The following is a 23472-nucleotide window of genomic DNA, read 5'->3' on the forward strand; positions in this document are numbered from 1 at the left end:
CCGCGTCGAGTATCGCGATTCGGTGCGAGTACTGCGCCGACGCGTACTGGTGGCTTGTCTGGCTCGAGGATCTCGACGCCCGCGCCGACTTCGTGCGTCGGGTGTCATCGCGGCGCGGGATGCGGCGCCGAACGCAAAGCATCGAGGATCTGTTTGCCGAGCATGGTCACGTCACCGGCACCCATCGTGATGACGATGTCGCCGGGGTGAGCCAACGCCGCCACCTGCTTCGGCGCCTGTGACAGATCCGGTTGATAGTGAACAGGTTTCGTGACCGACTGAGCGACCAGCGCACCACTGACGCCCGGCATCGGCTCTTCGCGAGCGCCGTAGACATCGAGAACGACAACCTCGTCGGCCAAGTCCAGCGCCTGCGCGAACTCCTCGGCAAACGCGGCGGTGCGTGAATAGAGATGAGGTTGGAAGACCACGATCACGCGTCCGGCTGCCGAATTGGTCGACGACGAATCGTCCTCCGGTCGAACCAGATCCGCCGCCGCGCCGAGAACCGCACGAACTTCGGTCGGATGGTGGGCGTAGTCGTCGAACACCCGGACACCACGCTCGCGGCCGGTGAACTGGAACCGGCGGTGTACGCCACCGAATCCGGCGAGCCCCTCGACGATCTCCTCCGTCTCGGCGCCGGCGTCACGGGCAGCCAGTAGAGCCGCAAGTGCGTTGAGCGCCATGTGACGACCCGGCACTGCCATCCGCACGGTTCGCGCGGCGCTCTCGCCCGCCAGGTGGAACTGCAGGACTCCCCCGACGTCGTGCGCATGGAAGCCCAGTAGTCGGACTCCGACCTCGACACCGTCGACAGGCTCGAAGGCGGTGCCCGCCTCCACTTCCTGCGCGTCTGCCGATCCGTAACCGAGTACCCGGATGTCCGAACGGCCCGAGGCCACGATTCGCTTCGCGAGATCCGCCGATCCCGGGTCGTCGAGGCAAGCAATCAAGAGCCCACCCGGACGCAACTTGTCGACAAAATCGTCGAACACCTTCACATACGCTTCGACACTCCCGAAATAGTCGAGGTGATCGGCCTCGATGTTGGTCACGACGATCACGTTGGGGTCGTACTGCAGCAGCGACCCGTCACTCTCGTCCGCCTCCGCGACAAAGACGTCACCGCTGCCGTGATGGGCATTCGTTCCCGCTTCGTTGAGTTCGCCGCCAACGGCGAACGAAGGGTCGAAACCACAGTGCTGCAGGGCGACCACGAGCATCGACGTTGTCGACGTCTTGCCGTGTGTACCCGAAACCAGGAACGTGCGATTGCCCTGCATCAGTGATGCAAGGACAGCCGGACGAAGAATCACCGGGATTCCGCGGCGAGCGGCCTCGACGAGTTCCGGGTTGTCCTTCGGGATAGCCGCGTGCGTCGTGACGACGACGGTCGGACCACCCGGCAGCAGGTCGAGAGCATCGGCGTCGTGGCCGATCCGGACCTGCGCCCCGCGTGCACGGAGCGCCAGGACTCCTCGGCTCTCCTTGGCGTCCGAACCCGAGACGAGGCCCCCGCGGGAAAGCAGAATTCGAGCGATGCCGGACATACCGGCACCGCCGATTCCGACCATGTGTACTCGCTCGAGGTGGGCGGGCAGCGCGGTCATCGGTTTCCCCTTGCGTTTTCCTGGACGGCGTTTTCCTTTGCCGCGATGTCGAGCACGATCCGTGCGATCTCGGTTGCCGCGGTGCGGTGCCCGACGTTGGCAGCGCCACTGCTCATCTTGTCGAGGCGCGCGCTGTCGCTCAGCATCGGGACGACGGTACCGGCGACGAACGTCGGCGTGAGCTCGTTGTCGGAGACGATGATCGCACCGCCCGCTGCGACAACGGGTTTCGCGTTGAGTTCCTGCTCACCATTGCCGTGCGGCAACGGAACGTAGACGGCCGGTAGCCCGACCGCCGAGACCTCGGCGACCGTCATCGCGCCCGAACGACAGATCGTCGCGTCGGCTGCGGCATACGCGAGATCCATCCGCGAAAGATAAGGAACAGCCACATACGGCGCCGTCTCCGAGTACTGCGTGACCTCGAGGGAGTTCTTGGGTCCGTGTGCGTGAAGGACCGAGATCCCGGCCTTCGCCAGTTCTTCCGCTGCTCCGGACACCGCGTCGTTGAGCGACTTCGCGCCTTGCGATCCGCCGAAGACGAGCAGAACGGGACCGTCCTGAGGTAGTCCGAAGTACTCGCGAGCTTGCGAGCGGAGTCCCGCTCGATCGAAATTGGCGATCGACGCGCGAACCGGGATGCCGACGATCTCGGCGTCCTGATCGCCGCGGTTCTTCACTCCGGAACCCGGAACAGCGGCAAGCACCCGCGTCGCCAGGCGAGCACCGATCTTGTTCGCGATACCGGCACTGGCGTTCGCCTCGTGGATGACGATCGGAATCTTGCGGCGGCGCCGAAGAACACCGCCACGTGCGGCAAGATACGCCGGAAGCGCGACGTAACCACCGAAACCGACGATCACGTCGGCGTCGACGGAATCGAGTACCTCACGGGTCTTGCGCACCGAGGCGAGGATGCGTGTCGGCAGTTTGACGAGATCCATCGTGGGCTTACGAGGAAGCGGAACCGGGGGAATGAGCTCGAGCGTGTACCCGCGAGCCGGCACCAAGGTGGTTTCGAGACCACGCGCCGTCCCGAGCGCAGTGATTCTGGTGTCGGGCGCAGCGGCCTTGACCGCGTCCGCGACAGCAAGTGCGGGTTCGATGTGACCAGCCGTGCCTCCCCCTGCCACCACTACCGACAGAGCCGATTTGTTGCCGCTCACCTACGAATTCCTCGCTCTCGAACTTCTCGTGGATCTTGTGCCCTACGTGTCGGCGCCTGCCGACGCTGACCATTCTGCCCTCCCGCGGTGCGCTTCCGTGACCCAGCGGCCGCACCTCGGTTGGAATCCGAGGAAGGGCGAGCACCTTGATCTGCCCGCTTGCGTCGATCGCCCGTCTCGATCGCGCGCCGGCCGTCGCGTCCGCGTGCCGGTTCGATCTGCCGTGCGGGCTTCGGTCGACGGATCGGCCGGCCCCCTGACGGCGGGTGGTACAGCACGGGCTTCGGCAGTCTGAGCAACTTCGAGATCTTGCCGTCCTGCCCGGAGTTCAGAGCGGCAACTGCTTCGGGCTCGTGGCGCGCTGCATTGGCGATGACACCGAACATGAACAATGTGATCGCCAAGGACGAACCGCCGGCGGAGACCAAGGGCAACTGGAGTCCGGTCACCGGCAGCAGTCCGATGACGTAACCGATGTTGATCATTGCCTGGCCGACGATCCAGGTAGTTGCAGTGGCCGACAGGAGCCGCCAGAACGGATCGATGCTGCGGGCTGCGATCCGCAATCCCGTGTAGACGAATACAGCGAACAAACCGATCACCACTGCGCAGCCGACAAATCCCAACTCTTCGCCGATGATCGCGAAGATGAAGTCGTTGTGCGCGTTGGGTAGGTAGTTCCACTTGGCGACGCTCTGACCGAGTCCGCGTCCGAAAAGGCCCCCGTCGGCGAGCGAATACAAAGCCTGCTTGGCCTGATAGTTGTTGCCCTGCAGGTCGTCGCTCTTGTTGAAGAAGGCTTGAACTCGATCGGAACGATAACCGGCCGTCATCGCCAGCACGCCCGCCACGACGACGCCCGTCACCGCGATCGAGCCGAAGAGCTTCAGTGGCAGCCCACCGAACCACAGCAGGGCCCCGACGATGATTCCCAATGCGATGGTCGTACTGAGGTTCGGTTGCGCGACGACCAGCGCGAAGACCAGCATTGCTGCGGGCACGAGCGGAATCAGGATCGACTTCACGGATCGGTCGTCCGGCCGCCGCGAAGCCAACAGATGGGCGCCCCAGATCGCCAACGCGACCTTCATGATTTCCGAGGGCTGCACCGAGAACCCGCCGACGTTGAACCAGCGACGCGCGCCCTGCGCTTCTGTGCCGATTCCCGGAATCAGGACGAGTACCAGCATGATCAGCACGACGACGAACAGCGGAAACGAATACTGCCGGAGCACTCTCGCCGGGATCCGCAGCGCGACGTAGAAGAGCACAGCTCCGAGAATCGCGAAGATCAACTGCTGGGTGAACAACGAATACGCCGAGCCACCGGACACGTACTGCTCGACGCTCGACGCCGACAGAACCATCACGAGCCCCAAGACAGTCAACATCGTGGCAATCGTCACCACCAGGTGGAACGACGCCAACGGCCGCGCCAACCAGGCACCGATTCGGGTCTTGGGACCCTTGGTCATAGCAAGTTCCCGGCTTGGCCAGGCGAATCGGTGAACGGATCGGGTAATGCGGCTACGGCGGCGGCGAAGCTGTCACCACGATGTCCGTAGCTGGCGAACATGTCCAAGGACGCGGCGGCCGGGGCGAGTACAACTGCATCACCAGGGGACGCCAACTCGGCAGCTTCGACTACCACTGCGGCCATGACGGCATCCGCGTCGGCACCCGACGGCAGCCGGATGGTGAGAGTCGAGTTGCTGCTGTTTTCGCTCACAACTGCATCGTCCCCCGACATCACGTGCACCACGGGAACATCGGGCGCGTGTCGCGCGAGCGCGTCCTCGATCACACCAGCGTCACGCCCGAGAAGGACAGCGCCGGAGAGTCGAGGGCCGACTTCGCTCACCAATTGGTCGACGCTGGCTCCCTTGAGCAGACCGCCTGCAACCCAGACGACGCGATCGTGCGCGAGTATCGACGGTCTGGCTGCGTGCGGATTGGTGGCCTTGGAGTCGTCGATGTACACAACGGACCCGACACGGCCGACCAGCGCCCCTCGGTGTGGGCCGACCTTGTGTGCGGCCAGACCGCGTTCGACGACGTCTGCCTCGAATCCGAGTGCCCGCGCCAAGGCGGCGGCGGCCAGCGCGTCCATGACGCCTGCCGGGCCGGCGGGATCTATCGACGCTGCTTCGGCCAAGCGGACGTGATCGCCGAATGCGTTGTCCACGAGGTGTCCCGCTTCGACACCCAGTTCTCCTTCGCCCGGTTCACCCAATCTGAACCCGGTGACAATGTCTGCAGTTGCGCGAGTTCCCAGTTCGGAAGCGATCGCGTCATCGAGGCCGACCACCGCGACCTTTCCGCTCAGCGCCCGCGACTTGGCCTCGGCGTACGCGCTCATTCCGCCGTGCCAGTCGAGGTGATCCTCGGCGACGTTGAGGACCACGCCGGCATCCGGACGCACCGAAGGCGCCCAGTGCAATTGGAAGGACGACAGTTCGACAGCGAGGTACTCCACGCGCGGCGACGTCTCGGCGAGTGCGTCGAGTATCGGCAGCCCGATGTTTCCGCAGGCTCGGCCGACAACTCCGGCGGCGTCGAGAATCGAGGCCAGCATCGACGTCGTCGTGGTCTTTCCGTTCGTCCCCGTCACGACGAGCCATTTACGGGGTGTGCCGAAGTGCCCGCTGTGGTCGACGCGCCAGGAGAACTCGACGTCTCCCCAGATGGGAATCCCGTGACCGGCGGCGGCTGCAAGGATCGGTGCATCCGGCCGAAAGCCCGGACTGGTGACTACGAGCCCGTACTCGGTGATCGAATCCGGGGCATCCTCGATCGAGGTGGTGGTCACCATGTCCGCGCCGAGCTCCGCGCAGCGCTCCGCGAAGTCCAAGGTCGAATCGGCAACCGTCACGACAGCACCGAGGGCGACGAGAGGTTCGATGGTCGCTTGACCGGACACCCGCCCACCGGCGACCAGCACTCGCGTACCGCGGAGCCAGGACAGGTCGTTCTCGGAATCCGCTGAGCTGGTCATGGTTTTCAGCCTCCGAGCGCTGCGAGGTATTCGCTGTAGAAGAGTGCCAATCCGATAGCCGACGCAATAGCCGCCAGCAACCAGAATCTGATGATGACTGTGGTTTCAGCCCACCCGGCGAGTTCGAAGTGGTGATGGAACGGCGCCATTCGGAACACCCGCCGTCGGCTGGACCGGAACACCGCTACCTGGATCACCACCGACGCGGCCTCCGCGACGAACAGTGCACCGATGACAACCATCAACAGTTCCGTGCTGGTGGTGATCGACAATCCGGCGAGCATGCCGCCGAGGGCAAGTGAACCGGTGTCGCCCATGAAGATCTTGGCGGGTGCGGCATTCCACCAGAGGAATCCGATGCACGCGCCGGCGCCGGCCGCGCAGAGCACCGCGAGGTCGAGTGGGTCTCGGACGTCGTAGCAACCCTTGCCGGGATTCGTCTCGCACGAGTAGCGGAACTGCCAGAACGTGATGATGACGTAGGCGCCGAGAACGAAACTCATCGCACCGGCGGCCAATCCGTCGAGGCCGTCGGTCAGGTTGACGGCATTGGACCAGGCGCTGACCAGTAGGTAGCAGAAGGCGATGAAGACCACGGACCCGAGTGAGACGGTGGCGATGTCGCGCACGTACGACAGATGAACACTGCCCGGAGTCAGCCCGTCGTCACCGCGGAACTGAAGGGCCAGGATTCCGAAGGCAATGGCAGCGACGAACTGGCCGACCAGCTTCGCTGTCTTGTTCAGTCCCAGATTGCGCTGCTTGCGGATCTTGATGAAGTCGTCGAGGAAACCGACTCCACCGAGCGCGGTGGTCAGACCGAGAACGAGTAGGCCGGACGCCGATGGCCCCTCCGCGTTGTCCATGCCGAGACCGATGAGGTGTGAGCCGAGATAGCCGGCCCAGATTCCGGTCAGGATCGCGACGCCGCCCATCGTGGGAGTGCCGCGCTTGGCCTGGTGACTGGCTGGACCTTCGGTTCGGATCTCCTGCCCGAAACCTTGTTTCGAGAACGCCTTGATCAGGATCGGCGTGAGCATGATGGAGACCGCCAGCGCGATGCCTGCGGCGAGAAGAATCTGGATCACTGCGAATCCCCGCCGTTCTCGCCATCGGTGTTCGCGTCACCGGTGTTCTCGCTGTCGGTGTTGGGCGTTGCAGCCAGTATCGCTTCGGCGACCGTCCACAGTTCAACCGACTTGGACGCCTTCACCAGGACGAGATCGCCCGGTTCGAGTTCCGCTTCGAGAATGGCGATTGCCGCAGCTGCGTCGGGCACGACGACGGACTCGTCACCCCACGACCCCTCCATCACCGCACCTTGATGCATCGCACGCGAGGTGCGGCCCGTTCCGACGACGATCAACTTGCTGACATCGAGTCTGACGGCCAGGCGACCGATCGCGTCGTGCTCGACAACTGATTCCGGTCCGAGCTCACCCATCTCTCCGAGCACAGCCCAGCTACGGCGACCGAAGTGCCGATCCGATCGCGCCATGGACACCAACGCTTTGAGGGCGGCGCGCATGGAATCGGGATTGGCGTTGTAACTGTCGTTGACGACGGTGACGCCGTCGGCGCGCTCGGTGACTTCCATCCGCCTCGCGGACGCTGCCTTCGTGCCCTCGAGGACACGTGCGATGTCTGCAACCGCGAGGCCGTTCTCGAGTGCGACGGCCGCCGCGGCCAGGGCGTTGCTCACGTGGTGTTCGCCGTGAACGGCCAGGCGAATACGTGCAGAACCCTGTGAACAGTTCAGTGTGAAGGAAGCCCTGGCCTGGTCGTCGACAACCACGTCGGTCGCCCGAACGTCGCAGTCTTCCGACTGGCCGACGAATACGATCCGGGCCTTGGTTCGACTCGCCATTGCGGCGACCATGCGGTCGTCGGCGTTGAGGACCGCAACTCCACCGTCGGCTGCCGACGGGAGTGCTTCCACCAGTTCACCTTTGGCGACCGCGATCGCTTCACGCGAACCGAACTCACCGAGATGGGCAGTGCCCACATTGAGAACTACGCCGATCTTCGGCGGCGCGATCTTCGTCAGTTCGCCGACATGACCGACCCCACGGGCCGACATCTCGAGAACGAGGAAGCGGGTCTTCTCGTCGGCGCGGAGCACTGTCCACGGCAGACCCAATTCGTTGTTGAACGACCCGGGGGGCGCAACCACCTCGCCGCACTCGCGCAGCAGCGCTGCTATCAGATCCTTGGTCGAGGTCTTGCCGGCAGAACCAGTGACACCGACCAGCGTCAGTCCACCATCGGCCGGTGTGCCATCAGTTGCCAGTTCGTCGACGACTGCTCGGGCCAGAAGGCCGAGGGCATGCAGGACCGCGGCTCCGGACCCGTCGGTGTCGTGTTCGAGCAGCATCACTGCACTGGGACCGTCGTTCGGCACCGATGGAACGACAATTGCCGGAACTCCGACCGGCCGCGCCGCGAGCACCGCCACAGCGCCCGCTGCCACCGCCGCTTCCGCGTGATCATGACCGTCGACACGCGCTCCGGGTAGGGCGAGGAAGAGCCCACCTGGAGCTACTTTGCGCGAATCGAATTCGACGGTTCCAGTCACCTGCGTCGACGAATCGTCGACGTCGTGCAGGGTTCCTCCGACGATCTCGGCGATCCGAGAGAGCGTCATCGGGATCATTGCTTGCCTCCATGTGCTGTGTTGATCGCGAATCGGCCGATCATTTCGCCCAACACCTCGCGGTCGTCAAACGGGTGTTTGACCCCGTCGATTTCTTGACCTACTTCGTGGCCTTTGCCTGCCACCAGGACGACATCTCCTGGCTGTGCCCACCGGACTGCTTGCTCGATCGCGGCGGCCCGGTCCCCCACTTCGCGAACCTCGCCGCGTTCGGATTCGGGCACGTCCATGGCGCCTTGCATCACCGAAGCGCGAATCTTCGCCGGATCCTCGGTGCGTGGGTTGTCGTCGGTGACGATCAGCAGGTCTGCGCCTCGCGCACCCGCTTCACCCATGAGTGCCCGTTTGCCGGCGTCGCGGTCACCGCCCGCACCGACCACCACGGCCACTCGGCCGGGAACCTGGTTGCGCAGCGTGGCGATCACGGCTTCGAGCGCTGCCGGCTTGTGGGCGTAGTCGACCACGGCGAGAAAGCTCTGCCCCCGGTCGATCCGCTGAACTCGCCCCGGGACGTCCACGGTCCCGAGCGCTCGAACAGCCGCGTCCGGGTCGAGTCCCGCAGCAAAACTGACGGTCAACGCCAGCGCAGCGTTGGCCACGTTGTATCGCCCGGGGAGACGAAGTGAGACTGGCCACGACTGTCCGTCCGGCCCGACCAACTCGAAGGTCTGCGAGCCGTCCTCGGCAACCTCGACTGCGCCGACCGTCCACTCGGCCTCGGCCGTCGAGGTCGAGACCGTGGTCACCGCGTCGCTCTCGTCGGTCGCGGCCAACTCGGCCATCCGTCGACCCCACACGTCGTCGACGCAGACGACGGCATGCTCGGCTCGCACCGTCGACTCGGGATCGAACAACCGCGCCTTGGCCTGGAAGTACTCCTCGAAGTCGCGATGGAAATCCAGGTGGTCCTGCGAAAGATTGGTGAACGCGCCGATGTCGAAGCGGATGCCGTCGACGCGTCCGAGAGCAAGAGCGTGACTGGAGACCTCCATGACGACGGTATCGATCCCCTGCTCTGCCATCACGGCGAACAGAGCATGCAGTTGCGGAGCTTCCGGCGTGGTCAGAGCGCTGGGCACCCGGCGGCCGTCGATTCGAGTCTCGATGGTCCCGACCAGGCCGGGCTTGCGGCCGGCTCCGGCAATCGCAGCTTCGAGCAAGTACGACGTCGTGGTCTTGCCCGATGTACCGGTAATGCCGACGACCTGCATCTTCTCCGAGGGCCGGCCGTAGATTTCCGCGGAGATCTCACCGAGCACATCCCGCGGGTTCGGATGAACGAGAACTGGGACGGACCGGTCAGGCGCCTTGTCCGCGGCCTCGATCAGTTCGAGGCCGGCCTCGTCGGTCAAGATCGCGGTCGCACCACGCCCCAGAGCGTCGACGGCGAACTGAGCGCCATGGGTCCGTGCACCGGGCAGAGCGGCGAAGAGGTCATCGGTCACGATTCCCTGCGCACGCAGGTCGACGCCCTTGACGACGACCTCCGAGGACTGTGATCCCGGTTGCCCCACCCATTCGAGGCGAGCCCCGGACAGTTCGGAGAGCGCCGTGATCGCGGTAGCAACCGGTTGTGTCGGACGCGTCCCGGGAGCGCCGTCCGAGTTCGACGATTGCAAACGATTCGGCACTGTCACTCGACTCCTGGCAATTGTCGTTGTTCTATCGCGGTCGTTGTCTATGGCGGTCGTTGTCTATGGCGGTCGTTGTCTATGGCGGTCGCAACGCAAGCAAAGTTCGGCGCACTGCGATGAATGAGGTTACTGCGACGTTTGAGATTACCGTGTCCGGGATTCACCCGAAGACCGTGTCGAAACCGACACACCGCAATCAGTCCGCCTGCAACACCAACTTGCGACCGGGGTCCGGCGACATCGGGACACTGTCACGCTGGAGCATCCACGACGCGATGTTGTGGAACAACGGTGCCGCCGACTGACCGCCGCCGCCGTCCACGCCGCGAACCGGTGCGTCGAGCATGATTCCGATCACGAATCGAGGATTGTCCGCAGGCGCGATTCCCGCGAAGGTGATCCAGTAGTTGGAGTTGGAGTAGCACTTGCACGCGGGATCCACCTGCTGCGCGGTCCCGGTCTTTCCACTGACCTGGTATCCCTCGACGCCCGCGGCAACACCGGTTCCTCGTTGGTTGCCGGTGTCTTCCTGAGTGACCGACCGGAACATGTCCCGAACAGTCGCCGCTGTCTGGGCGCTGACCACCTCGACGCCCTCGGGCTGCGGCGTCTCGGTCCGCGTGCCGGAAGAGTCGACAGTCGACTTCACGATCCGCGGAGGAATTCGCACGCCGTCGTTGGCAATGGCCTGGTACATCCCGGTCATCTGCAAGGTTGTCATCGAGAGACCCTGCCCGATCGGCAGGTTCGCGAAGGTTCCGCCGGACCACTGGTCGCGACTCGGAACGCTGCCCGCGCTCTCGCCGGGAAGTCCGACGTCGGTGCGTTGTCCGAGGCCGAACCTGTTCAGCATGTCTGCGTAGCGATCCTCGCCCACTCGCTGAGCGAGCATCAAGGTGCCGACGTTCGAGGACTTTCCGAATACACCGGTAGAGGTGTACGGGGCCACACCGTGATCCCACGCGTCCTTGACTGTGGCACCGGACATCGTGATGCTGCCCGGGACCTGCAGAACTTCGTCCGGAGTTGTCTTACCGTCCTCGATGGCCGCTGCTGCGGTGACGATCTTGTTCACCGATCCGGGCTCGAACGGCGTACTGACCGACGGATTGCCCATTTCGGCTGTCGGCGCGTTCTTGTCGATGCCGATTGCGGGGTTGAAGGTGCTGTCGTTGGACATGGCCAACACCTGTCCCGTCTTGGAGTCCATGACCACAACCGAAGCGTTCTTCGCGCCCGACTTGTCCTTGGCGATCTGGACCTGCTGCTGAACGTAGAACTGGAGGTCCGAATCGATGGTCAGCTCGACACCCGAACCGTTGACTGCCGGTTGCTTGTCACGCCAGCTACCGGGGATCACAGCGCCGTCGGAACCGCGGTCATACGTTTCGGATCCATCGGTTCCGGCGAGCGTGGAGTCCATCGAATCTTCGAGACCGAGCAAACCGTGCCCGTCCCAGCCGGTCGCGCCGACGAGATTCGCGGCCAGAGAGCCACCGGGGTACTCGCGGATGTCCTGACGCTCGAGGCCGACCTCCCGGAACTTGTCCGAGATCTCGGCAGCAACCGCCGGATCCACGCTGCGCGCGAGGTACGTGAAAGTCTCGTTGCTGTTCATCTTCTGAAGCAGATCTTTTTCCGGAACGGTATCGCCGAGCTTGGCGTGGATTCCGGCGGCGATCTCGGCGAGGCGATCGCTCACTTCCGGCGCCTGCTTGTCACCCTCGGCGCCCTGCTCGATGCTCTTGGCGCGCGCTTCCTCGAGTTCCTTGCGTACCCGCACCGGCTGGAAAGTCAGCGCCTTGGCTTCCATGGTGAAGGCGAGGGGGTTTCCGTTGCGATCGGTTATCGAGCCACGTACAGCCGGATCGACCTGGGTCGTGGTTCGTTGATTGGCAGATTCCGCAGCCAGACTCGGCGCGTCGATTCCCTGAATCCACAAGAGCTGCAATGCCGCAACGGCGAGCGCACCACACATGGTGATACGACCGACTCGCTGACGAAACGGAAATGAGGCGGTGGCCGAGCGGCGCGGACGCCGACCGGGGTTGTTACGGGAGTTCTGACTCACCGACGTTCCTCAGGCGGAGCAGGCACCGCCGTCGTGGTGGCGGGTGCTGTCGTCGTGGGGATCACAGGAACCAATTGTTCACTCTGCGCGAGGTTTCGCGTGTTATTCGGAACGCTCGGCGTGGCTCCGGGAGCAACCGGCGTTGTGGTGCGCGGGGGTGTCGCAGTCGGTGCGGGCACCGATGTGGGCGCATCGAGCGGCGGCATAGCTCCGGCAGTCGCGGGAGTCGGCGTTCCGACGACCTCGACCGAACCGTCCGGATGAACTACCAGTCGTGCTGGGTCCTTGGCGGGGACCATGCCGAGAGCGCTTGCCTGATTTGCCAACTCCGGAGCCGAGTTACGCGACTGGAAGTCACGTTCGAGCGCTGCTTTCTGCTCGACCAAAGACTGGTTGTATGCACGTGCATCACTGAGTTGGTACGAATCCTCGGCAGCGCGAGTGGTCAGCAGCAGAGTCACCGCGAGACCGATGGACAGAAGTCCGATGACGGAGGCCACGAACGGCACTCTCCCCTTGAGCATCGCCCGAGGAGAGATAGACGGGCCGGCAGCAGCGACAGTTCCGGTCCGGCCTGCCGCCCGTGCGGTGCGCTTGTCGTATGCACGTTGCGCTGCACCGGATTTGCCCTGACGACTCATGCCCGCCTCCTGGAAATGCGTTCTGCGGCACGCAAACGCACCGGAGCTGATCGTGGGTTCTCTTCGATTTCCTGCTCTGACGCACGTTCTGCGCCACGGGTGAGAATGCGGAACTCCGGTCCCATACCCGGCAACTCGACCGGTAGTCCTTCAGGACTGGTGGACTTCGAGCGGGGAACCAACTCCGCCTTCACAACTCGATCCTCGAGCGACTGGTAGGACATGAACACCACTCGCCCACCGACTGCCAGTGCGTCGAGCCCGGCAGGAACGGCTGCACGAAGCGAATCCAACTCGGCATTGACTTCGATCCGCAGCGCTTGGAAGGTGCGCTTGGCCGGGTGTCCCCCCGTACGCCGCGTGGCTGCCGGGATTGTTCGGTACAGCAATTCGACCAGAGCTGCACTGGTGGTGAAGGGTTCACGCTCACGCTGCCGAAGGATCTCGGACGCAATCTTTCCCGCGAACCGTTCTTCGCCGTACGTGCTCAGAATGCGAGCAAGGTCGCCGTGACTGTAAGTGTTCAGGACCTCTGCCGCGGTCAGCCCGACCGTCTGATCCATCCGCATGTCGAGAGGAGCGTCGATCGAGTACGCAAAACCTCGGTCGGCTTCGTCCAACTGCATCGACGACACACCCAGATCGAAAAGGATCGCGTGAACCGACTCCGTCGACGGCAGACCTGCCTGTTCGAGCGCGTCCTCGATCCCGTCATACGTGGTGTGCACGAACGTCGTTCGGTCCGCGAATGGCGCCAGACGCTCGGAAGCGATCCGGAGTGCGTTGGTGTCGCGATCGAGACCGATGAGGTGAAGGCCCGGGTACTTGCCCAGGAAGAATTCGGAGTGGCCACCGAGCCCCAACGTCGCATCGATCATGTATGCGCCCGCTCCACCGTCACCGACGGCGGTGATGGCAGGGCCGAGAAGATCGTCGGCGCGGTGCAGAAGTACAGGGACGTGCGCGAAGCCATCGGCATCCGAGGGTTCGTTCACCTCGTGATCCACCATGATTGCTCCGGCTCCTACTTTCATGATTTCCGATGACTTTTCGAAAAGGTGCTGACTTTCCGAGAAGGCGATGACTGTTCGAGAAGGCGAATGCTTCGAGGTCCCTGCCCGAAGGAGAACCTGGCGCTGGGGAAGTGCGTCAGGGTCTTTCCGGGCAGAGGCCTCGCGGCATTCGCCGGGGGCTCTTCGCCTAGACGATCTCGCTGAGAGATTCGCCTGTTGCCTGCGAATAGTCCTCTTCGTTGTCTCCGAGATACCTCTCCCAGGCTGCTAGATCCCAGATCTCGAGGTAATCGACGGAGCCGGTCACTACGCATTCCTTGGACAGGTTTGCGTAACGCCGATGATCAGCCGAGAGGGTGATTCGCCCCTGGGCATCGGCGTGCTGTTCATCTGTGCCGGCGGCCAGAGCACGGACATACGCCCGAGCTGCCGGATCATTGCGTGGAGCTGCCGCTGCCTTTCGAGCAAGCTTGACGAACTCGTCCCGGGGGTAGATGGCGAGGCTGTGATCCTGACTCTTGGTGATCATCAATCCTCCTGCCAGTTCGTCTCGGAACTTTGCCGGCAACGTGAGCCGACCTTTGTCGTCGAGCTTCGGCGTGAAGGTACCGAGGAACACTCGACACCTCCTGCGAGCTTGCGCTGAAACCCTCCCTATCGAGCGGATCGTGCTTCAGCTCTCCGCCCGAACCCACAGTACCCCACTTTCCCCCACAAACAAGGAGCACATGGTCCCTATTCAGCATCATTTGCTGATAAATAGCAGGTCAGCGCAGGTGGGGAGACGTGGGGGAAATTTGTAACCGTGTCCCGGCCCACACCGCCGTCAGATCGACCCTTTACGCCACGATCTGTTGCTCCCCCACACAAAATCGCAGTACAAGCGCGGTTTTCGAATAGACATGAGCGGGACGAGGTCTGGTCGTGCGCTGCAGCTCGACCAGGGTGGAGGAAAGTGGAGGGCCGAGTGGAGCGAAGTGGAGGAAGCCCGCGGGCATGCCCTGAGGCAGCAGGAGTGGCGAGTGATTCGCTCGCACGTCACTGATTCACTCGATGGATTGCCGGCGCACACGTACAACACCCACAGCAACGGCGTGTGGCGGTCGGCAACCTTGGTCGCCGACCGCCACACGTGTGGTCGTCCGTGCCCTGAAGAGGGCGTCACGTCCGAACTGCATCACTCTCGAAGTACGCCCGTAGAAGGGCGGGAGAGCTAGTCCTGCTCGAACCTGCGTTTGAATCGATCTTCCATCCGCGACGAGAATCCGCCGCCGGACTTCCGGCCGCGTCCCCGCCCGGATCCGCCGGCACTACCCCTACCCGGCGGACCGGAGGGATGATTGCCACCTTCGGAAGCGGAGTCGGCGGCCGGCGCAGACTTACGTCCACCACCCCAGAGGAACAACACCCCTGCGCCGAACATGAACAAGAAACCGAACAGGCTGATGATCGGAAAACCGCCCGGCTTGAGCGGGAGTGCAACCCCCGCGATCAGCAGGACCAGACCCAGCACGAATAGAGCCGCTGCTTGGAACCGCCGTCTACTCGACGGCGCCCGCATATGGCCGCCCCTCACATTGGAGGCGAACTTGGGGTCTTCGGCATAGAGAGCGCTCTCGATCTGATCGAGCATGCGCTGCTCGTGCTCGGAGAGTGGCACGGTACCTCCCCCGGCACTGGAAGTTTGGCAACCACCCCACGGTGTGAGGCGGCGGGTAATCAAGTTGGACGATTACCTGTTTTCATAATACGAGCAGTTTAGGTCTCGGACCACCAACTCCGGGTACGAGTTCCGCCACAAGCGTACGTATTCGTGCCGAAGGGCCCCGATTCGGCTCCATTTGCCTGTGCGGACCAGGAAATTCCCCGGAAACAACTGCCGACACGGACCATTTGTTCACGACGCTCGCAAATGCTCGGACGCGTCCTGACCGATGAAATCTTCGACCGCCGTGAGAAAACGGCCGACCTCGGCGAAGAATGCGTCGGAATCGGAGTCCGTGATCACGATCGACACGCCGGTTTCCACGGCCGCACGCGTAGCGGACCACCCTGCGAAGAACTTCGACCACGCTCCGAACGCGGGCGCTGCGGCGTCCATCAGAACCCACGCGTTTCCGCTTCGCTTGCGCTTCGAGCCGGCACCGGCAGGAGCTGCGGCCAACACTGCCCCGGCACCACGTAGGGCCGCCAGGTAGGCACACCGGAACCGGTCGGCAGGATCGCCCGCCCCAATCGCTTCCTCTAAAAGCGCATCCGCCTTCCGGAGCAGCCCCCACGCCACACCGGACTTTCCCACTCGAGCAGTGCGGTGGCTGGCGTCCGTCGCGCCGAAGGACCGCCTCGCCGACATCGGCAATCGAGAAATTGCGGCATCCGACGGACTCGACAACTCGGCAGGAAGAGTTCGTTGGCACTTCACACGTTCAGGCTTCACACGCTCGGACATCGGGGCACCTCCTGCACCGTGAGGATCCAAGACCAGGTGGGCCGGAGATGCCCGCTTCCCTTCGGGCATCTCCGGATCACCCACATCGAACATCTGTTCGACCTATTCAATATAACTGCACCCACCGACACGCCGTCAAGAGAAGAGGTGAGACCGGTCGACCCGCAGATCGCCTGGACACCACATACGGTCGACCTCGATCGCGCAGAATTCGCGAGTCGACTCCACGAGGCACTGGCCGTGTACGTCACCGCGATGGACTATCCGCGAGGAACCGAGTTCCATCGCGCACCGATGTGGCAGGAGCACGCGAACCGGCCTGGCTGGAAGGCAGTCGGCGCTTTGGCGGTTCCTCAGCAACCGTCACACGAAAATCTGCCGCTGGTGGGGATCGCTTACGGGTATCGCGGGAGCCCGGACCAGTGGTGGCATCAACAGGTACTGCACGGGCTTCGGCGCTCGGGTCGTCCCCAGAGCGAGATCGACGCGATTCTGAGCGACTACTTCGAACTCACCGAACTCCACGTGCATCCGAGCGGACAAGGTCACCGGTTGGGCGAATCGCTCTTGCGTCACCTCCTCGTCGATCGACCCGAACGTAGTGTTCTGTTGTCGACACCCGAGGTGTACGACGAGGACAACCGAGCCTGGCGGCTGTACCGTCGCCTCGGCTTTCGTGACGTGCTCCGCAGATTTCGTTTTGCCGGCGACAACCGGCCGTTCGCAGTCCTCGGCCGTGGACTGCCGCTGTGAGCGCGCTTCTCGACGCCGTCGTCGTCGGCTCCGGACACAACGCGCTCGTATCGGCCGCCTACCTCGCACGCGAGGGTTGGTCGGTCGAGGTTCTGGAGAAGGACACGGTTCTCGGCGGCGCCGTCTCGACCGTCGAGCGATTTCCCGGATACAAGGTGGACCGGGGGTCGTCGGCACACCTCATGATCCGACACAGCGGCATCATCGAGGAACTCGGACTCGGCGCGCACGGACTGCGCTACATCGACTGTGACCCGTGGGCGTTCGCGCCGCCCGCCCCGGGCACCGACGGGCCGGGCATCGTGTTTCACCGCGACCTCGACGCAACCTGCTGGTCCATCGAACGAGCATGCGGGACAAAGGACGCCGACTCCTACCGGCGATTCGTCGCGGTCTGGTCGGAGCGCAGTCGACATGTCATGAAAGCGTTTTCCGCACCGCCCACCGGATCGAACCTGATCGGTGCGTTCGGAGGTCTCGCCACCGCACGCGGCAACAGCGAACTGTCTCGGCAGTTCCTCGCGCCTGGCGACGCACTGCTCGACGAGTATTTCGACAGTGAGGCACTCAAAGCAGCGCTTGCGTGGTTCGGCGCCCAGTCCGGGCCTGCGATGTCGGAACCGGGAACCGCTCCGATGGTCGGCTTCGCGGCCCTCATGCACGTCTTGCCGCCAGGGCGAGCAGTCGGTGGAAGCGGCGCACTGAGTGCTGCGCTGGCCTCCCGGATGGCTGTCGACGGCGCCACCGTCGCGCTCGGTGACGGCGTGACGTCTATCCGCCGAAACTCGAGTCACTGGACCGCCACAACCGAGAGCGGTCGAGAAGTTCACGCTCGCAAGGTAATCGCCGGGTGCCACATCCTGACCACGCTCGACCTCCTGGGCCGAGGGGGCTTCGACCGAACCACGCTCGATCACTGGCGGCGGAAAATCAGGGTCGGCCCCGGCATCGGCGCGGTACTTCGACTGGCGACATCCGCGCTTCCGTCGTACCGCGGCGACGCCACGACACGGGAAAGTACCTCGGGATTGCAATTACTCGTCTCCGATCGCGCACACTTGCGCACTGCACACGGCGCAGCACTGGCGGGGGAACTTCCTCCTCGCCCTGCGGTTCTCGGAATGAGTTTCAGCGGAATCGATCCCACGATCGCCCCGGCCGGTCGGCATCAGGTGACACTGTGGTCGCAGTGGCAACCGTATCGCCTCAGCGGACATCGCGATTGGGCATCGGTCGCCGAGGCGGAGGCCGACCGGATCGTCGGCGAGATGGAGGCTTTCGCACCCGGGTTCGCCGATTCCGTCCTCGACCGGTTCATTCAGACTCCCCGGGACATCGAGTCGGAATTGGGGATGATCGGCGGAAATGTCATGCACGTCGAGATGTCACTCGATCAGATGATGTTGTGGCGACCGCTTCCGGAACTGTCCGGCCATCGTGTTCCGGGAGCAGACGGGTTGTATCTGACCGGAGCATCGACTCATCCCGGTGGCGGTGTGTCCGGAGCCAGCGGTCGCAGTGCGGCTCGAATCGCACTGTCGGACAGCCGCCGGGGCGCGACTCGTCGTTGGATGCGTCGTTCGAGCAGGTCGTGAAGGTCACCCGCCGAACTTCACCCGCCGACACGCCCCCGCCTCGATGACTGGCTACGCCACGGCTGGCACGATGACCACTGTGCAACAGTCCACCGATCCCGCCGCCAAGCCGACCAGTCGGAAACGTTTCCTGACGGTTGCCGCGCTCGCCCTCATGCTTGTTCCCTTGCTGGCCGGGTGCATCCGCGTGCAGGTGTCGATGGGAGTGTCCGCGAACGATCGTGTGACCGGACAGGTGGTAGCTGCCGCTATTCCGGCGAACGAGGCGGACAAGGGTCCGCAGCTGACCCCACCTTCGTCGCTGGAGGACAAGATACGGGTTCAGGAGTACAAGAAGGACGGGTACGTCGGCAGCCAAGCGTTCTTCAGCGACTTGTCCTTCGGTGACGTCGCCCAACTGGGCTCCATGTACGCCGAGGGGTCCGGGTCGTTCCAGATCACCCTCAAGCGATCCGGGGACACCGTCACGCTCGACGGCAAGGCAGACCTGAAGACGGTTCCGACTCAGGGCGCCGACGTCCAGGTCAGCATCGCCTTCCCGGCACGGGTCGGCACGACCAACGGAACACGAGACGGCGATTCCCGGGTGTCGTGGACCTTGCCCGCCGGCGAGGTGTCCACGATGCGCGCCGAGGTCAACTACGCGGACCCAAGCACCCGAAGCTTCGCCGGGTGGGCAGGAATCATGGCCGGGCTGGCGCTCGGTGTCGCGATTGTCGTCGGTGCAATGGCCTGGATGGCGCGCAATCGAGCACCGATCAAGCGCGCGCCGGCCGCGAAAGCAACGGTCATGAAGACGCCTGTCACGAAATCACCTGCCAGCAAGCAAGCTGACAACAGGAATCCGAAAAACACCACGAAGTAGCGCCTGGCGATTGCCCCCCTCGATTGGTGTCGAGCGGGGCAACGGGATCAGACGGCTTGTGCTGTCCCGACAGAGGTGTCGGGGGTGAGACCGAGTCGCTCGAGGACCTCACTGGTGGCGCGCGCAAAGTTCAAAGTGATGAAGTGCAGGCACGGAGCGCCTTCAGCGATCAACCGCTCACCCATCTCGGTGGCCAGATCGATGCCGAGTTCGCGGACCGCTGCACGGTTCTCGTCCGGACCGCTTCCGGCCGCGGCGTCGAATCGACGCTCGAGAGCGGGGGGCAATGACGAGCCCGAGAGCTCGAGCATGCGCCGCACCGAGCGTAGCGACGTCACCGGCATGATCTCCGGGATGATCGGCTTGGCGCCCTGTTCTGCGTCGTACGCACTCACCCGGTCACGAAGACGCAGGTAGTCCTCCACGTCGAAGAACATCTGTGTGATCGAGTACTCGGCGCCGGCACGCAACTTCGACACCAGGTACTTCGTGTCGTACGCCAAGTCCGGAGCGCGATAGTGCCCCTCGGGGAACGACGCGACGCCGACGTGGAAGTCGCCCAGGTCACGGACCATCCGTACGAGTTCCTCGGCGTACTCGACGCCTTCGGGATGCTTCTTCCATTCGCCGAGCGGATCGCCGGGCGGATCGCCGCGCAATACGAGGATGTTGCTGATCCCACGATCGGCGTAGGCACCGACCATGGCGCGAAGCTCTTCGGTGCTGTGTGAGACAGCAGTCAGGTGAGCAACCGGCAGCAGGGTCGTCTCTTCGGCAAGTTCGCCGGTGACACGCACCGTACGATCGCGCGTCGAGCCACCTGCGCCGTAGGTCATCGAGACGAACGCCGGTCCGAGCCGCTCGAAGGTACGCACCGCACGCCACAGGCGCGCTTCGGCGTCCGCGTCACGCGGCGGCGAAAACTCGACCGAGAACGGAATACGGCTACCTGTCGAGGAAGCGATCCGATCGACGATCGACGGTGTTCGGGTGGCCCACCCCTCGCTGGAGCGGCCCCTGACTGGATCGAATGTCACCGGTCAAGCATATGTTTTCCAGCTGCAAACAAGCTCATCGCCCAGTACTGCGTATCCCGAATGTCAGGATCGCGCAGTTCACGGCCCGACCCGCCGTTGATTCCAACCCCTACTAAGCTGGGCCCCAAGCTCGCTTCCGTGTAACCATCCGGCGCGAGAACATACCGATCTTGGAGGCCACCCTGTCCGCAGGAACCGCGCGCGTTGGACAGAGTTCGACCAACACCGCACCGCATCCGACCTCACTCGAACTGCCAGGTCTGTTCGAAGCAGCGCTCCGCGACTTCTTCGCTTCACGCCGCGAACTCGTCTCGAACATAGGCGGTGGATACGAGGAGGCCGTCAGCACCCTCGAGGCCTTCGTCCTGCGCGGAGGAAAGCGCGTCCGACCGTCGTTCGCCTGGACGGGATGGCTCGGCGCCGGAGGCGACCCGAACGGTAAGGGCGCAGACGCGGTGATTCGTGCGTGCGCCGCCCTCGAACTGGTGCAGGCCTGCGCGCTCGTCCACGACGACATCATCGACGCATCCACGACCAGGCGCGGCTTCCCGACCGTTCATGTCGAATTCGAGGACCAGCACCGAGACGAGGAGTGGAGCGGCGATTCCGCGCACTTCGGCGAGGCCGTCGCCATTCTTCTCGGCGACCTGGCCTTGGCCTGGGCGGACGACATGATCCGAGAATCCGGGATCAGCCCCGAGGCGGCCGCACGTGTCAGCCCGGTCTGGTCGGCAATGCGCAACGAGGTGCTCGGTGGCCAATTCCTCGACATCAGCAATGAAGCCCGAGGCGACGAGACCGTCGAGGCAGCCATGCGGGTCAACCGCTACAAGACCGCCGCGTACACGATCGAACGCCCACTGCACCTCGGCGCCGCGCTGTTCGGTGCGGACGCCGAGTTGGTCGACGCCTACCGGACCTTCGGCACGGACATCGGTATCGCCTTCCAACTTCGCGACGACCTGCTCGGTGTCTTCGGAGATCCGTCCGTCACGGGCAAACCGTCGGGCGACGATCTCATCGCCGGTAAGCGAACTGTCCTGTTCGCGATGGCGCTTGCCCGCGCCGACGCCGCAGATCCGGCGGCAGCAGAACTGCTCCGCAACGGAATCGGCACGCAGCTGACCGACACCGAGGTCGACACTCTGCGCCAGGTGATCACCGATCTGGGCGCCGTCACCGACGTCGAAACGCAGATCGACACCCTCGTCGAGGCAGCTGCGAACGCCCTCGACTCGAGCACGGCAACGGCAGAGTCCAAGGCTCGCCTGACCGACATGGCGATCGCGGCCACGAAGCGAAGCTACTGACCGTGGCACACGTGCACCGCACTCGAACCGTCAGCTCGCCGACCGATCGAGTCGTGATCGTCGGCGCGGGACTTGCCGGACTGTCTGCGGGGTTGTATCTGCGTGGCGCCGGCCGCGACGTCACGATTCTCGAGAGCAACAGCTCGGTCGGTGGGCGAGTCGGTGTCTACCAGGGCAATGACTACAGCATCGACAACGGCGCAACGGTGCTCACGATGCCCGAACTCGTCGAAGACGCCCTTGCGGCCGTCGGCGCCGACCCAGCCTCGACAAACCCCAAATTCGTTGTGCACAAGCTCGATCCGACGTACCACGCGCGATTCGCAGACGGCACCGCTCTCGATGTCCACGCCGACCCAGAAGACATGGCTGCCGAAGTCTCCCGTGTCTGCGGGCCGGAAGAAGCGCAGCGATACCGTGCGTTGCGGCGATGGCTGAACCGGATCTTCGACGCGGAATTCGACCGCTTCATGGACGCCGACTTCGATTCTCCCCTCGGACTGGTCAATTCGCGTGACGCAGTCAAAGATCTGAGCCGGCTCGTCGCACTGGGAGGATTCGGGAAACTGGGCGGGCAGGTGGATCGCAAGATCCGCGACCCTCGCCTCCGGCGGATCTTCACCTTCCAAGCGCTGTATGCGGGCGTTGCTCCGTCTCGGGCCCTCGCGGTGTACGGGGCGATCGCTCACATGGACACCTCACTCGGCGTCTACTTCCCCGAGGGCGGGATGCGCACGATCGCCGAGTCGATGGCCGACGCCTTCACCGAGGCCGGCGGAATTCTGCATCTCGGCCGCACTGTCGAACGCCTCGAGGTGAGCGGACGGCGCGTGCACACCGTTCACACACGCGACGGCGAGCGCTTCGACTGTGACGCCGCCGTCCTCACTCCCGACATGGCCGTCACGGACTCGCTCTTGCGCCCGCATACGCGATTGCGTCCGCGCCCGGTGCGTACATCGCCGTCCGCCGTCGTGATTCACGGCACTGTTTCCTCCGCGGTCGCCGACGAATGGCCCGCGCAGCGACACCACATGATCGACTTCGGCGAGGCGTGGAAGCGCACCTTCGCCGAGATCACGGCACGCCGCGGCCGCGGGCGGCTGATGAGTGATCCGTCACTGCTCGTCACCCGACCGGCGCAGACCGACCCGAGCCTGGTCTTCTCGCGAGACGGCCGGATCCGTGAACCGCTGTCAGTCCTCGCGCCGTGCCCGAATCTGGACAGTGCGCCGCTCGACTGGGAAGTTCTCGGCCCGGCCTACGTGCGTGAAATCATCCTCACGCTGCAAGAACGTGGCTACACGGGACTGGTCGAAGGGTTCGAGATCGATCACGTCGACACCCCGCAGACCTGGCTCGAAAAGGGCATGGCCGCGGGTAGCCCGTTCGCGGCGTCACACACCTTCACCCAGACGGGGCCGTTCCGACGCAAGAACCTCGCCCGCGGCTTCGACAACGTCGTTCTCGCCGGATCGGGAACCGTTCCGGGGGTGGGAGTACCGACCGTTCTGCTGTCCGGACGGCTCGCCGCCGAACGTATTACCGGTACACGCGAGCGAGCCAGCGCGGTGGGCACTCGTGCGAGCAACTAAACTAGCCCCTCGTAACCGACCATTCATCCACGATTCACCGACTCGGGCGCTGCATGCGCCGATCGACACCGATCTCCTCGGG

At 64.2% G+C, this 23472-nt stretch carries 19 protein-coding genes; 5 read left to right on the forward strand and 14 right to left on the reverse strand.

The annotated features are described in order from the left end of the window. Positions 1-104: 104 nt before the first annotated feature. The 13 genes from murC to M1L53_RS15840 form a co-directional block, all read right to left on the reverse strand. On the reverse strand, positions 105-1613 hold the full coding sequence (gene murC, locus M1L53_RS15780; RefSeq protein WP_030537033.1) for a UDP-N-acetylmuramate--L-alanine ligase: 1509 nt from the start codon (positions 1611-1613) through the stop codon (positions 105-107). Then, positions 1610-2779, reverse strand: coding sequence for an undecaprenyldiphospho-muramoylpentapeptide beta-N-acetylglucosaminyltransferase (gene murG, locus M1L53_RS15785; protein WP_003941767.1), 1170 nt, complete (start codon positions 2777-2779; stop codon positions 1610-1612). Before murG ends, murC begins: the two co-directional genes overlap by 4 nt. Beyond that, positions 2776-4254, reverse strand: coding sequence for a putative lipid II flippase FtsW (ftsW, locus tag M1L53_RS15790; protein WP_007730088.1), 1479 nt, complete (start codon positions 4252-4254; stop codon positions 2776-2778). Before ftsW ends, murG begins: the two co-directional genes overlap by 4 nt. Further along, on the reverse strand, positions 4251-5774 hold the full coding sequence (murD, locus tag M1L53_RS15795) for a UDP-N-acetylmuramoyl-L-alanine--D-glutamate ligase (protein ID WP_047270101.1): 1524 nt from the start codon (positions 5772-5774) through the stop codon (positions 4251-4253). Before murD ends, ftsW begins: the two co-directional genes overlap by 4 nt. Positions 5775-5779: 5 nt before the next feature. After that, positions 5780-6862: a phospho-N-acetylmuramoyl-pentapeptide-transferase gene (gene mraY / locus M1L53_RS15800; RefSeq protein WP_003941699.1), complete on the reverse strand. Its 1083-nt coding sequence runs from the start codon at positions 6860-6862 to the stop codon at positions 5780-5782. After that, positions 6859-8427, reverse strand: coding sequence for a UDP-N-acetylmuramoyl-tripeptide--D-alanyl-D-alanine ligase (gene murF, locus M1L53_RS15805; RefSeq protein ID WP_054187274.1), 1569 nt, complete (start codon positions 8425-8427; stop codon positions 6859-6861). Before murF ends, mraY begins: the two co-directional genes overlap by 4 nt. Then, a complete protein-coding gene (locus tag M1L53_RS15810) occupies positions 8424-10058 on the reverse strand; it encodes a UDP-N-acetylmuramoyl-L-alanyl-D-glutamate--2,6-diaminopimelate ligase (RefSeq protein WP_042921840.1) in 1635 nt (544 codons plus the stop codon). Before M1L53_RS15810 ends, murF begins: the two co-directional genes overlap by 4 nt. 199 nt (positions 10059-10257) lie before the next feature. Then, positions 10258-12132, reverse strand: coding sequence for a penicillin-binding protein 2 (locus M1L53_RS15815; RefSeq protein WP_003941764.1), 1875 nt, complete (start codon positions 12130-12132; stop codon positions 10258-10260). After that, positions 12129-12773 (reverse strand): hypothetical protein, encoded by a 645-nt coding sequence (locus tag M1L53_RS15820; RefSeq protein WP_003941715.1) that lies wholly within the window; start codon positions 12771-12773, stop codon positions 12129-12131. The genes M1L53_RS15815 and M1L53_RS15820 overlap by 4 nt, the downstream gene beginning before the upstream one ends. Further along, positions 12770-13783: a 16S rRNA (cytosine(1402)-N(4))-methyltransferase RsmH gene (gene rsmH / locus M1L53_RS15825; protein WP_007730079.1), complete on the reverse strand. Its 1014-nt coding sequence runs from the start codon at positions 13781-13783 to the stop codon at positions 12770-12772. Before rsmH ends, M1L53_RS15820 begins: the two co-directional genes overlap by 4 nt. A 190-nt stretch (positions 13784-13973) precedes the next feature. Then, entirely contained in the window at positions 13974-14405 is a 432-nt protein-coding gene (mraZ, locus tag M1L53_RS15830) for a division/cell wall cluster transcriptional repressor MraZ (RefSeq protein WP_003941779.1), read from the reverse strand. Positions 14406-14999: 594 nt separating this feature from the next. Continuing rightward, positions 15000-15446 carry a DUF3040 domain-containing protein gene (locus tag M1L53_RS15835; RefSeq protein WP_054187275.1) on the reverse strand — a complete coding sequence of 149 codons (447 nt, stop codon included), beginning with the start codon at positions 15444-15446 and terminating at the stop codon, positions 15000-15002. Between the two features lie 237 nt (positions 15447-15683). Beyond that, the gene (locus tag M1L53_RS15840; RefSeq protein ID WP_231783463.1) at positions 15684-16235 is read right to left on the reverse strand and encodes an SAV_6107 family HEPN domain-containing protein; all 552 of its coding nucleotides are present in this window, start codon (positions 16233-16235) and stop codon (positions 15684-15686) included. Between the two features lie 147 nt (positions 16236-16382). Between M1L53_RS15840 and M1L53_RS15845 the strand changes: the two genes are divergently transcribed. The 3 genes from M1L53_RS15845 (at position 16383) to M1L53_RS15855 (ending at position 19448) form a co-directional block, all read left to right on the forward strand. After that, a complete protein-coding gene (locus tag M1L53_RS15845; protein WP_042921844.1) occupies positions 16383-16988 on the forward strand; it encodes an N-acetyltransferase in 606 nt (201 codons plus the stop codon). Next, positions 16985-18583 carry an NAD(P)/FAD-dependent oxidoreductase gene (locus M1L53_RS15850; RefSeq protein WP_042452826.1) on the forward strand — a complete coding sequence of 533 codons (1599 nt, stop codon included), beginning with the start codon at positions 16985-16987 and terminating at the stop codon, positions 18581-18583. The genes M1L53_RS15845 and M1L53_RS15850 overlap by 4 nt, the downstream gene beginning before the upstream one ends. A gap of 70 nt (positions 18584-18653) precedes the next feature. Then, entirely contained in the window at positions 18654-19448 is a 795-nt protein-coding gene (locus M1L53_RS15855; protein WP_232319011.1) for an LppM family (lipo)protein, read from the forward strand. Between the two features lie 47 nt (positions 19449-19495). Here the strand turns inward: M1L53_RS15855 and M1L53_RS15860 are convergent, their stop codons facing one another. After that, positions 19496-20485 carry a methylenetetrahydrofolate reductase gene (locus tag M1L53_RS15860; RefSeq protein WP_003941803.1) on the reverse strand — a complete coding sequence of 330 codons (990 nt, stop codon included), beginning with the start codon at positions 20483-20485 and terminating at the stop codon, positions 19496-19498. A gap of 170 nt (positions 20486-20655) precedes the next feature. Here M1L53_RS15860 and M1L53_RS15865 point away from each other — a divergent pair, with 170 nt between their 5' ends. Beyond that, positions 20656-21795: a polyprenyl synthetase family protein gene (locus tag M1L53_RS15865; protein ID WP_083471158.1), complete on the forward strand. Its 1140-nt coding sequence runs from the start codon at positions 20656-20658 to the stop codon at positions 21793-21795. A gap of 2 nt (positions 21796-21797) precedes the next feature. Beyond that, positions 21798-23390 carry a phytoene desaturase family protein gene (gene crtI, locus M1L53_RS15870; protein WP_054187277.1) on the forward strand — a complete coding sequence of 531 codons (1593 nt, stop codon included), beginning with the start codon at positions 21798-21800 and terminating at the stop codon, positions 23388-23390. Positions 23391-23472: the final 82 nt, after the last annotated feature.

This window comes from Rhodococcus sp. T9N (assembly GCF_024436645.1).
Classification (GTDB): Bacteria; Actinomycetota; Actinomycetes; order Mycobacteriales; family Mycobacteriaceae; genus Rhodococcus_F; species Rhodococcus_F qingshengii.